General features: G+C 50.2%; 9 protein-coding genes. 1 reads left to right on the plus strand and 8 read right to left on the minus strand.

The annotated features are described in order from the left end of the window. Positions 1-78: 78 nt before the first annotated feature. On the minus strand, positions 79-1,281 hold the full coding sequence (locus DW817_RS06715) for a dicarboxylate/amino acid:cation symporter (RefSeq protein WP_009015954.1): 1,203 nt from the start codon (positions 1,279-1,281) through the stop codon (positions 79-81). 479 nt (positions 1,282-1,760) lie between these two features. Between DW817_RS06715 and DW817_RS06725 the strand changes: the two genes are divergently transcribed. Further along, positions 1,761-3,017 (plus strand): SH3 domain-containing protein, encoded by a 1,257-nt coding sequence (locus tag DW817_RS06725; RefSeq protein WP_120111683.1) that lies wholly within the window; start codon positions 1,761-1,763, stop codon positions 3,015-3,017. A 472-nt stretch (positions 3,018-3,489) separates the two neighbouring features. On the opposite strand, the gene DW817_RS06730 is transcribed toward DW817_RS06725, so the two are convergent. The 7 genes from DW817_RS06730 to DW817_RS06760 all read right to left on the minus strand — a co-directional run bounded on the left by DW817_RS06730 (position 3,490) and on the right by DW817_RS06760 (position 12,331). Beyond that, positions 3,490-4,776, minus strand: a complete 1,287-nt coding sequence (locus DW817_RS06730) for an S-layer homology domain-containing protein (protein ID WP_120111687.1) — start codon at positions 4,774-4,776, stop codon at positions 3,490-3,492. A 412-nt stretch (positions 4,777-5,188) separates the two neighbouring features. Beyond that, entirely contained in the window at positions 5,189-6,517 is a 1,329-nt protein-coding gene (locus DW817_RS06735; protein ID WP_120111691.1) for an S-layer homology domain-containing protein, read from the minus strand. A 901-nt stretch (positions 6,518-7,418) separates the two neighbouring features. Further along, complete coding sequence (locus DW817_RS06740; protein ID WP_231368265.1) at positions 7,419-8,657, minus strand: hypothetical protein; 1,239 nt, start codon at positions 8,655-8,657, stop codon at positions 7,419-7,421. Positions 8,658-8,757: 100 nt separating this feature from the next. Then, positions 8,758-9,666 (minus strand): VirK/YbjX family protein, encoded by a 909-nt coding sequence (locus DW817_RS06745; RefSeq protein ID WP_120111695.1) that lies wholly within the window; start codon positions 9,664-9,666, stop codon positions 8,758-8,760. 83 nt (positions 9,667-9,749) lie between these two features. Further along, a complete protein-coding gene (locus DW817_RS06750; RefSeq protein ID WP_009015948.1) occupies positions 9,750-10,307 on the minus strand; it encodes a hypothetical protein in 558 nt (185 codons plus the stop codon). Between the two features lie 80 nt (positions 10,308-10,387). Beyond that, complete coding sequence (locus DW817_RS06755) at positions 10,388-11,632, minus strand: SH3 domain-containing protein (RefSeq protein ID WP_120111698.1); 1,245 nt, start codon at positions 11,630-11,632, stop codon at positions 10,388-10,390. Positions 11,633-11,692: 60 nt separating this feature from the next. After that, positions 11,693-12,331, minus strand: coding sequence for a YigZ family protein (locus DW817_RS06760; RefSeq protein WP_009015946.1), 639 nt, complete (start codon positions 12,329-12,331; stop codon positions 11,693-11,695). Positions 12,332-12,593: the final 262 nt, after the last annotated feature.

Genomic DNA, 12,593 nt, shown 5'->3' on the forward strand with positions numbered 1-12,593 from the left:
AAAAGAGGTCCTTTGGCACAAACGCCTAAAAGGACCTCCTTACGTCTTACCTTCCCTTCTGTGAGGGGAGGCGTCATGTTAGGCTTCGCCCTCAGTTTCAAAAGAGACTTCTTTTAAAGGAACCAGCTTATTTCCGGCAATCTTATTGACCAGGATGGCAATGGCACCGTCACCCGTTACGTTGCAGGCGGTTCCAAAGCTATCCTGTGCCAGGTATAGGGCAATCATGAGGGCCTGCTGATCAGCCGTAAAGCCCATCATGCTCTGCAGGATGCCCAGAGCAGCCATGACAGCACCGCCAGGAACGCCCGGGGCGGCAACCATGGTGACACCCAGCATGAGGATGAACCCAAACATGTTGCTGAATTCAATGGGTCTGCCGTTAAGCAGCATAACGGCCATGGTGCAGCTCGTCAATGTAATGGTACTGCCCGACAGATGGATCGTGGCGCAAAGGGGAATCACGAAATCCGCAATCCCCGCGGCGACCCCGTTCTTTTTCGTAGAGGCCAAGGTAACAGGAATCGTAGCGGCTGAGGACTGGGTCCCAATTGCCGTCATGTAAGCTGGAAGCATGCCTTTGAGCAGTTTGATGGGATTGCCGCCTGCTGCCGAACCGGCAAGGGTGTACTGAACCACAAGGATGACAATGTGCAGGCAGATGATGACAAGGAAAACTTTGGCAAAGACGCTCATAATGGCGGCCACCTGCCCAGCGTGGGTCATATTCGCAAAGATCCCGCAGATGTGAAGCGGCAAAAGCGGAATGATGATGCTGGCAATGAGTTTTTCAATGATGCGCTGGAATTCGTGGGATCCCTTTCGCAGCAAGTCATCCTGGCAGACGGCAATGCCAATACCAAGGATGAACGCAATGAGAAGGGCACTCATGACTCCCATCAAAGGCGGCATATCAATGGTAAAAAACGGATGGAGCAGCCCCTTTTCAGGGTTAGCCAAATCGCGGGCCATATCAGGGGAAATGATATGGGAAAGAAGGGCATGATTCGTGAAAAAGGCCAGGCAGCCAGCAATAACGGTGGAGCAATAGGCAATGAGGGTGGTCACGCCAAGGAGCTTACCGGCGGACTTACCCAAATCGGCAATCCCGGGGATAATGAAACCAACGATGATCAGGGGAATCGTAAAGCCTAAAAAATTACCAAAGATAGAGTTAAATGTTGCCAAAATTCTGACTATACTAGGTAAATTAAGATTTCCGATCACAATACCTAAAATAATTCCGAGAATCAGGCGTGGCAGTAAGCCGAGTTTCTTCATGTGAGATGCCTCCCTTGTGTTGTTGGACGTTGTCCGCTTTTTACTCTCGTATAAGAATAGTACCATATCGCCTAAAGAAGCGCAAGCTTATTTCTCTTTTTGAAAAGAATTATTGCATAATGAAAAGAAAATTCGTGATATTTTATAAATATTGGCAACATGGCCAATTCAAAAGAGCAAAAAATAAAAGGCGAAAGAAAAAAGGGAAAAACTTTTCCCTAATTAAGAGAAAGACAGTAGGAGATGGGAAGGCCAATCTTTACAGCAAAACAGGGAAAAGGACTGTATGATGGATTGAAAGGCGTTCCTATCAGCAGCCCTTTCCCTTTCTGGTGCGGGATTCCTGATCTCTTTTTTTCATGGGCCTTCAGGACATAAGGCGCCTTTCCTAGGACAGCGAAGGACCCCATCACAATATCCTCGCCCCTTTTCTTTCATTTTCATCTCTCTTATAATAGATACGGAAAGAAGGTGCCTTCATGAAGTCCATGACTTTACTTTGTATACTCACGGTTGTGGGAATTTCCCTCACAGCGACCCCCGTACAGGCAAAAAAGCCGGCCGCTGAGGTTCAGCAGGCCACAAAACATCAGCAGCAACCGCCCCTTTTGATGGACCGCGCGCAGATTCATGTCCTAAATACCGCCATATCCCAAAAGATGGGCGGCCCCATCACAGACGAAACCGCTCCCATGACGGCAGAAAAGCTTAAAAGCGAGCTCAGCCGCTATCAGATGAGGCGCGCCTTATACCATGAGGGACGTCTCATGACGGAGAAAGAAAAGAAGGAACTTATCAGCTGCGCCTACGGACGCATTCCTTCTGTCATCCCCTTACGCTACGGGGTCACTGTGAAACGCACGGATCTTAAGAGTTTCCCGACGGGGATGCGTGCCTATTCGGCGCCTACGGACCGTGACTTTGACGTTTTCCAGGAAACAGCTGTCGATCCAGCCGTACCGGTCCTGATTTATCACGAGGATGCGACAGGGCGGTTTCTTTTTGTCCGCGCCTATTTTTACCGCGGCTGGGTGCCAAAAGAAAGCGTAGCCGAAACAGACCGCGCCACATGGCTGACGTATGCCGCGCCCAAGGAAAAAGCCGTCGTCACAAATAGGGTCCTTACATTGGGAAAGGGAAAAGACACAGCCCTTTACCAAATGGGAAGCTCCCTTCCCCTTGAAAAGGGCCATCTTCTCCTTCCCATGCGGGATCAGGCAGGCCGCCTTGTCATCCAAAAAGAAAAAGCGCGTTTTGATGACTCCCTGCACAAGGGGCCCCTCCCCTACACGGAAGAAAACCTGCTTATTCTTGCCCGGCGTCATCTCGGTGCGCCCTATGGCTGGGGCGGCAGGAAAGAAAGCGTCGATTGCTCGGCCCTCACGCAGGACGTCTATCGGTCCATGGGAATCGAACTGCCGCGAAACAGCGGAGAACAGGCCCGCACGACACCGGGCGTTTCCTTTCAAGGGCTATCGCGAAAAGCGCGCCTATCGCTGTTAAAGACATTGCCTGTTGGAAGTCTCCTCTATATGCCCGGACATATCATGATTTACAGCGGGGATAAAAACGGGATCCCCATGGTGATTCATGCCTTAGGATCCAAGGGTGTCAGGGAAAAGGGCGCCGTTCGGAAAGTACCTGTCATGAAAGTCGTTGAAACACCGGTGGAAATCCTGGGAAGCAGCGGCGTGACGCTGCTCATGAGGGTTACGAAGGGGATAGTGATAAGATAGAAGGCTGTCAAGCTGTCACGAGCCTACGGCTCTCGCCGTCTTGCGGCCAAGGCCGCGGCTGTCAAGTAAAAGCTGGGAAAGATGCTCTGATGCTAAAAGACCGAAGGGGAAAAGACCGCACGGCGGCGCCAAATCGTGTCCTTCACCTTACTGCCGAAACAAGCAGCCAGCAAGGACTGGCAGCCCGCACGGGCTTTTGCCTCTGAGCTCGATGTCTCCGAAATCGAGCCGCCTTTGCCAAGGCGGAACGGCTTTCGCCGTCTCTAAGGCGGAAACACGAAGGCAAAAGACCCGACGCAATCGGTACGATGCAGCCTGCATCGTACCTAAGAAATAAAATAACTTAAGACAAAGAGCCCAGCAATGCAGCCTGCATTGCTGGGCTCTTTCTTTTCACTATGCCGTAGTTCCTGCGGCGAGAAATAAAAAAGGACAGTGCCGAAGCACTGTCCTTTTATCCGCTCTAAAGGGATTAGAACGTAACAACGAGCTGAGACCAGAGGGTCCGAGCATGCTGATCGGATTCTTTACCTTTGAGGTCGTAGTATTCAACGGTAGCAACCATATTCTTAGCAAGGGTGACGTTGCCGCCAACGTTGTAGCCCTTGAAGCCTTCGCCGTCAAATTTGTCCCAAGCACCATTCATGGTGTGGTCAATGACAGTCGGGGCTCCCTGATCATAGTATTTAGCATAAAGGCCCCAAGAACCAGGATCAGAAGCCTTTGCGCCAGCCCAGCCCATGGATACAACGTATCCATCGTCATCACCGTTGGGATAATCGGTATTCTTCAGAGTATCGTCATCACCTTTGAGGTACATAGCGCCAAGGTTGAACTTACCCACATTGTATTTAGCGCTGACATCCCAAATCTTGTCATTACCATCGATAATGCCAGGGTTGCCGTTTACATCATCGGCATGGACATATTCAGCACCGAGGTCAAAGTTGCCCCACGTGCCATAAAGGCCGGTAGCCCAGAATTCGTCGGCAACAGAATGATTATCCTTGCCATCAACGTATTTTTCTTCATAACCAGACCAACCATAAGTGCTCTTGCTGGCCATCTTGCCGTATTCAGCGGTGAAGCGAGCAGCCCCGAAAGGAACAGTAGCCTTCACGCTGTCTACACGGTCATCATAGATGTTGCCGTCGCCCCAGAAGCCTTCCTGACGGCCAGCGGAGAGGTTCACAACACCGATGTTACCAGTAAGATATGCTCTCTGGAAGTCCGTGTCATCATCACCGGATTCATTCTGGCCCTGGAAGTACTGGTTATTTTCGAGCATGGCTACATAATGCCAGTTATCGTTCACTTCGCCCGTAAAGAACAGACGGGTACGGAGTCTGGACTGGGATTTATCTTCGGCCCCGTCAAACTTACCGCCGTTATTTTGCTTGTAGCTCAGACGAACGTTCCCAGTAATCTTGACGTTGTCAGCGTTCTTTTCGAGTTTCGCTACGCGAACACCGAGGTTATCGAGTTCGTCAGCAAATTCGCCAACCAGTCTGTCATCAGCACCGATAGCGCCTTTAGCAAGGGCTTTGGCAACAATCTGGGCCATTTCATAACGGGTCATGGTGCGGTCACCTTTATAGGTGCCATCAGGATAACCATCAACAATCCCAGCTGCAGCCAGTTTAGCAACGGCTGCATAAGCCCAGTGGCCAGCAGGAACGTCGGAGAAGGGGTTCGCAGCAAAAGCGGTAGCGCTTACGCCGAGAGCCATGGCCATAGCAAAAACCAAACTCTTTTTCATTTTGTTCATCCTCCTTAAGGATCTTGGTGTTTCCCCAAGGAGTTTCCATCTTGCCAATTTCTTTATCGTGCGAGTGACCTTGTTTCCTCTACGAACCGAAACCGTCTCGATTTCCACTCCCTCAGGAACAAATGGGCAGGCCTTTTGCCTACACGCTGAGTATAGCACCTAGAGGATTGAACTTTCAAACGTGTCACATTTATTTCAAACTTTTCATGGAAATTTTTACCCCTCAATCATGATGAGAATTAGGTTTTATGCTTCATTTCTTTATATTAAAGCTAAGCGATTTTTTGACTCACAAGTCAGTATGTATTATCACGATGATTAGGTACACGGTTCATTCATTTTTCTACATAAAAAAGAGGACAGTGCTTTGCACTGTCCTCTTTTGAGTTTCTTTAAGAAGGAATTAGAAGCTGATAGCCAGTTCGGACCAGAGGGTACGAGCATGCTTATCGTCGTTGCCATCTTTGTTCTTCAGGTCATAGTATTCAACACTGGCAACCATGTTCTTGGCAAGCGTAACGTTGCCACCGACCATATATCCCTTGAAGCCTTTGTTGCCAAATGCATCATAAGCACCGTTCATGGTGTGAGCAATGGTGGTTACAGCAGACTGATCATAGTATTTACCATAGAGGCCCCAGCTGCCAGCTTCGCTCTTCTTCGCACCGGCCCAGCCCATGCTGACAACGAAACCATCGTCATCATAGTTTTTGGCGGCGCCAGTCAGGAGGTCATCATCACCCTTAAGGTACATCGCACCGAGGGAGAATTTGCCGCTGTTATAAGTAGCAGCTGCCGTCCAGATCTTGTTGTCGCCTTCAAGGCCTAAAACGTTGTATTCATCATTAACATCCAGATAGCTGGCAGCGAGGTCGAAGTTACCAACGGTGCCGCCCAGTTCAGCCATCCAGTATGTATCAGCTTTGGACTTATAAGCATTCTTATAAGCATCAGTAACAGATTCTCTAGTTGCACTATCTTTAATTGCTTCGCCAGCAGCGGAAGCCAGGCCACTATAGCCATAGGTAGTTTTCTGAGCCATCTTTCCATATTCGGCTCTGAGGTAAGCAGCGCCGAAAGGAACAACGGCCTTGATGCCATCGACACGGTTATCGTAGATGTTACCATCAGCGATAAAGTCATTGTAACGCCCAGCCGTGATGTCGACTACACCGATGTTACCAGTAAGATAAGCTCTCTGGAAGTCCGTATCATCGTCGCCGGATTCATTCTGGCCACGGAAGTTCTGGATGTTACGGAGCATAGCGGTATAATGCCAGTTGTCGTTTACTTCGCCCGTGAAGAACAGATCCGTACGGAGATAGGAGCTGTCTTTAGCTTCGCCATCAAAAGCGCCGCCGCTGTAAGCTTCGTTACGGAGTTTTACAGCGCCCGTAATCTTGACGTTGTCAGCGTTCTTTTCGAGACGAGCCACGCGAACACCGAGGTTATCGAGTTCGTCAGCAAATTCGCCAACCAGTTTGTCATCAGCACCAATGGCGCCTTTAGCAAGGGCTTTGGCAACGATCTGAGCCATTTCATAACGGGTCATGGTGCGGTCGCCTTTGTAGGTACCATCGGGATAGCCATCAACGATACCAGCAGCAGCCAGTTTAGCGACAGCTGCATAGGCCCAGTGGCCAGCAGGAACGTCAGAGAAGGGGTTAGCAGCAAAAGCGGTAGCAGTTACACCGAGGGCCATTGCCATTGCAAAAACCAAGCTCTTTTTCATGTGTGTTTCCTCCTTAGGAAATAGACTTGCCTTTCCTAGGAAAACGATCCACCTTTTGATGGGGGTCCTATACGTGCGAGTGACCTTGTTTCCTCTACGCTGGATCCATTTCGCCAGGTTTTCTTTTTTCCTTGGTCCGGCTGAATTGATTGCAGACGAGTTTCTGCTCCTATAGGGTACCATAGATTAAAGGTATTGTAAATCTTTATTTTGGCAATTTTGTGATTTTGTATCATTTTCACTCAATTGATTCATCTATGATTGACAAAATCAGCGATTTTCCACATCTTTAAGGACTATGGTTCTATGCGCCTACGTCCATTTTTATTGAGGATTATCAGAAAAATTATTCATCTGATTTTTCTTTAATAATTATATATTTTCTATCAGAATATTAAATATCATAATCGCGATTTTATCGCTTTTTATCCATTGACATCGCGATTTCTTTTATATTATTTTACAAGGTTATTTCCCTTCAGTTCACTCTATGATCTTTTTACTTATCATGTCCTAACTTTTACACTTTTATCTTCCTATTACCGCATTTATTTGTCTTTTAGTCATATACAATCACGATATCTGTCCATTCTCCTCATTTCAATCGGTAGTATACTGACGATAGCCTGTTATCCCCTACTTTCATACCTTTTAGGTATGAAAGTAGGGGATAACTTATTCATGACCAAAAGGTCCTCCCCCAGCAGGCTTTTTTAGGACGTTGGCACCCCCTGCCCCGTTCGTCACGGCGCCCTTTTCCTAAAGCCGTCCCAGGTTCCCTCCCTGATTCTGTGTTTTACGCCCTTTTCTTTTCTCCTCACATCATAAGAAAAACAAAAATGGGACCATGAAGAAATGATCCTTTCATTTCTTCATGGTCCCATTAGGATTCCTATGGTCTTTATTCTTCAGCAAGATCGAGATCGACGTCCTCGTCTTCATCATATTCAGCGTCTTCGTCGTTATGAGAATTGGCTTTCTTGTCGGCGGCTTTCACGTCGGCGTCTTTCTTTTCGTCAGCGGCGAGGGTCTTTTCCGTTTCGGCGTCTGCTTTATCATCGCTCTCTTTTTCTACAGCTTTCTTATCATCAGCCTTGTCCGTCTTCTTTTCACTTACGGCCGGCTTATCCACTGTATCAAGCTTATCCTCCCGTTCCTCTTCACTGGCAGGAACTGCCTGGACGCCTGCAGTCGATGCGCCTTGGAGCACGATTCCTTGAACGGTCGTATCTTCAAGGACCTGGACATAGGTGTTGCTGCCGGCCGGAATGGTCACTTGGGCTCCTTTGACAAAGGCGCCGCCAACAAGCCCCACCGGTCCAAAAAGAACCATGCCGCCAATGGAAGCACCGGCTGCACCAGCAACGGTCTTGGCCTGCTGTTTCGCTAGCTCCCCAACTGTCACAGGAATCTTTTCCCCGTTTACGGCAGTCACAGAGGAAAAGTCGATGTCAATGCGGGCATCGCGGCCAAAGATGCGGGGCTGTACCACTTTTTTGATTGTTGCATTGCCTCGGGCGCCTTTTGGCAGGACGAGGGCTTCCCCAACGTACACATTGTCATCGGCAATAAAATCGACTTTATCACCGGCCTGGGCCGTTTTACTGTTGATGTCTTCCATGAATTTGATCTTGATAAGGGAATCCTTCGGCAGCGTCACGGTCTGACGGGAAAGACTGCCTGATGGGAAGGCGCTCTTTGTAAGGCGGGACAGGCGGGACAGAATTGTATCCTGCGTGTACTGGGTCCCAAACAGGTCCGTTTCAAGGTTCCCGATTCGGGTCTTAACGCCTTCATCACTCATACGGTCAGCAAACTGCCACTCAATGGCGTTCATCTGGGCAGCAATGGAAAGCTGCGTGCCGCTTGGCGTACCTTCAAGGCGATTATAGACGCGGTCCACACGGCTCATGACACTGCCGCTTGAAGTTTGCCCATAAAGGTCCTTTTCCATCTTATCCACACGGCTAACAAGCGACCCACTCTGTTCGGTCCCATAAAGGAACTGTTCAGATACACCCAGTTTATCGGACACAGTGCCAGAAGCAAGGGATTCAGCCGCAAAAGCCGGTGTAAGACAAGTGAGGCTTACGAGGGCGGCCATCATCATACTTAGGATTTGTTTTTTCAAGAGATACACCTCCGTCAGATTTTTCACACTGAAATTCTCCCCTCATTGTAGCATAAATGAAAAGCTTGCGGTAGTAAAACTAAATTTTTCACAGTTTGCTGACAACCGGTTAACGAGCCTGCCACGGCGCAAGGGCGGCTTTTATACTTTCTGCCATCTGATCCATGAGTTCATAGCGGCGGCGGTGGTTGGCCCGTTTGGAAGGCTTCAGTTCCGACAGGTTACGGCGATGCTCCTCCAAGGGGATTTCATAAAAGCGCGGGTCCCGTGTGGGCGTGCCCCCACATTCCGCCCAGAAGTCGCCAAAATTGGTTTTGAGCTTGCGATCCATACGGACATGATTCATGGCATAATACCCTGCATTGGTCACGGCATAGATGATTTCTGCCCCCATGAGGCCGGCTGCCGTGCGAAGACCATAAAAGATCAGGTTCTTGGTGCGGTAGCCAAAAAATTTCTTGGTCATGGCCTTGACAGCCTCGTTTCCTAAGGTCGTTCCCTGAAGGGCCCCCACAAAAAGAGCGGGTTTTCCCGTTTCAGGAGACAGACCAAACCAGAACATCATCTGGTAAAAGTCAAGGGATCCCCAATGGAGAACCAAAGACAGGCAGCCTTCCTTGCGCTGACCCGGATGGAACAACAGGTCCATCGTAAGGGGCTTTTCCTCAAAGGTGTCGGCCCAAAGGGTGATCTTGTCATGGGCCTCGTAGATCTTTAAAAGAAAGTCATCCGTCAGGTGCGTTTCCAGATGGATGATGTGCTGCTTGATAAGGGCAATGCGTTCAGCAAAGGAAGCCCCTTTATAAAAAAATGCCCGTGTAGCCTGTTCCATGAGGCAGGGCATACCGGCCCGGATCCTTGCCCGTATCGGTGTTTCATGAAAAAAAAGCTGGAGTCCTTCCATTTCCCTTTGATGAAAATAGGTGCGCAGCAAAAAGATCCAGTAACGTTTGCGTTCCTTGAGATGTGAGCAGTTATAACAGGCGTGACCGGTTTCCCGGATCTCGTTCCAATCCATTTCTTCCATCCTTTCTTCGATGAGGCGTCCGCTTAAGAAAAAGGGCTGCAACAAGGTGAATTGTTACAGCCCCTTTCAGCATGTTATTTGTTGTTCTTGATGGCCTTGTTCAGTTCCCGTTTGCACAGGTACTGGAAGCGATTATGGGGATAATCGAACTTCGGATGGATGGCACCGGATTCACGTTCATCGCGGAAGCGGTAATGGTCTTCCTTGTAGCTGCCATTCAGCATGTTGATGGTGGCAAACTTTCCTTCAAAACGAAGTTTCGTCACCGGTTCACGGCGGAAATTATCTTCTTCCACGTCGAACTTGTCAACACTCATGGCCACAACGCAGTCGGCACCGCTGGCTTTAGCGATGGCTTCCAGGCCTTCTTTGGTAAAAAGGTTGTCCTGCTGGGCAAGGGCCGCTTTTCTTACGGTATCGGAATCAACAAGGTCGTATTCCGGATACTGGAAGAGTTCCGAAACTTCCGTACTGTAGGCAATGGGTTTGAGACCTGCGTCGTCTTCCACATTTTCACCGATGATGAGCGGCACGACGGCAAGCTTCATCGCAGCGTCGGCGCGGCTCATGCCGGGAAGGACGAGAAAAGCAGCGAAAAGCGCGGCAGCAGCCATTTTAAGGAATTTATTCATTTGTAGGGCCTCCTATTTACTTTCAAGATGATAGAGCGATTGTACCATAAAATTAGGAAATTGACCATAGAGTCAATAAATTAGGCTTCTTTGCAGTAGGCAGCAGCGACCCAACCAGTCTCGCCGTTTTCCCTTCTGACGCGCAGCCAGTTCATGCCGCCGCCATCGGCAGCGTCGAGGATGGTGACCGTCTCCCCTTGTTCAAAGTAGCCCAGGACGTCGCCGTTAAGGCTGGCGTCGCCGCGCATGCGGACTTCCGTACCGGTAATGACGCCCTTGCGTCCATTTTGGACGGCACCGCTGGGAACGTTGTATTCATCAGCAACGACACAGTAATCGGCAGCTATCCAGCCGGTAGCTCCATTGGCACGGGTCACTTCATACCACTTCATGCCGCTTGCCACATCGCTTTTAAGGACGCTCAGGGCTTCCCCGTCATCAAAGACACCAATGATATCTTGATCAAGACCCGGTCCTCGTCTCATGCGGACTTCCGTTCCCTGGACATGGCCCGGGTTCCCCTGTACGGCAGGCTGCGCCGGCGCTTGCTCAGTAGGCTGTGCCGGAGCGGGTGTTTCCACGTCCGCAGATGGGGAAGTTTCTTGGGGTTCAGCCGGTGTTTCCGCAGCCGGTTGCTTTGGGGCTGGTGTTTCCGCAGCCGAAGCTTCATCCGTCTTGGAAGATGCCGCTTCAGAAGCGGGCGTTTCCTTCTTGGGTGCGGGAGCAGAAACCGTATCAGGCGGGATTTCCGACGCGGACAAGTTGACTTCTACTTCGCCCTCGCTCTTATCGAGAATGGAACCAGCGTGGTAAAGACCGATGATGCTTCCATCGTCATCGACATAATACGTATCAGGAAGGGCCTTTGCTTTTGCCGGATCAACGTCATACAGGTACTGAAGGCCGCTTTGGGTCCGATTTTCCAGATCGGTCCCGCTGTAATAATAGCTCAGGGGCCTCAGCTCGCCGGTCTTGCGGTCAAAAGTCATGCCCTGCGTTTCTTCAACGCCCATTTCCGGCGTCATGACGAGGGTCAGGCTGATGACGTTGTCGTTAGCCCGATGAACGTCATAATGGACCTTACCTCCGCCAAGGGTCGATGCTTCACTTACAAAAGAGGCCACTTTGCTCGAAAGGGCCGAATTGATCTTATCCGTTGCCGCCTTGGTTCCGCCTGTCACTACCGGGCATTCCACGGTCACGGATTGCTCCGTCCGCGTTACGGTCCGAACAGGCGCACTAACAGCGCTGACAGCTGCCCATGCGGGGACACTTGTTCCCAGGAAGGCGCAGCTCATGAGGATGGCCATTGTCTTTTTTAACATTGTGCGCAGTCTCCTTCTTCTTCCTTAATACCCCTATTTTACTGTATCTGTGAAGCAGGGTCAAGAATGGGACGCTTCCAGCGGTTCTTCTGCTTCAAAAAGGCACCGCTCCTCAAGGGTAACCGCGCTGCGCAGACTTTCCGTAAGAAAATGCGTCACGTCCCCCCGATCGGTGCGCTTACAGGTAAGGATAATGGTTGCTTGGGCATCATACTGAACATCTTTGACAGAAAAAAGCGCTTTGCCATAAAGATGGTTCAAGACCCGCCCCACATCATCAATGGGCCAGGTAAAGGCATAGTCCCCCATGGGAACCATGCGGGAAAGCCCTGCTGCCTTGATGGCTTCTGAAACAGCCTTGGCATAGGTACGGGTAAGGCCGCCAGCACCCAATTTGATTCCACCGAAATAACGGGTCACCACAGCAACGACGTTATAGAGCTCTTTTTGGCGCAGCACTTCAAGCATGGGCGCGCCTGCCGTACCCGCCGGCTCCCCATCGTCACTGGAGCGCTCCGCCCGGGGCTTGATGCCGACGATATAGGCCGTGCAATTATGATTGGCATCCCAATATTCTTTTTTGAGGGCCTTGATCTTGGCCTGTGCCTCTATTTCAGTAGAAACGCGGTATAAACTTGTCAGGAACCGGGATTTTTGGACCACAAGTTCCGTCTGGACATTGCGTGTGATGACGTACAAGGATGAAGGCTCCCTTCTGATAGATAGGGATATTATAGCATTTTTAGGGGCCGGCGCCAAACCGCCCTACGGGAGGGCGCCGAATTGATTTTTTGGTCACACGGGCCTGCAGCCGAATCGCGTTGGCCGCGTCTTTCGATGAGCGGGGCCCATCGAAAAATGTTCCTCGCTACCGCTCGTAGGGAGACGTCGGGCTCCCCTTTTATTTTTACTCGGAGCAAAAATCGCTCCGATTCTCTGCACGAGGTGCCTTCATTGCCTT

Source organism: Acidaminococcus sp. AM33-14BH (assembly GCF_003603525.1).
Classification (GTDB): Bacteria; Bacillota; Negativicutes; order Acidaminococcales; family Acidaminococcaceae; genus Acidaminococcus; species Acidaminococcus intestini.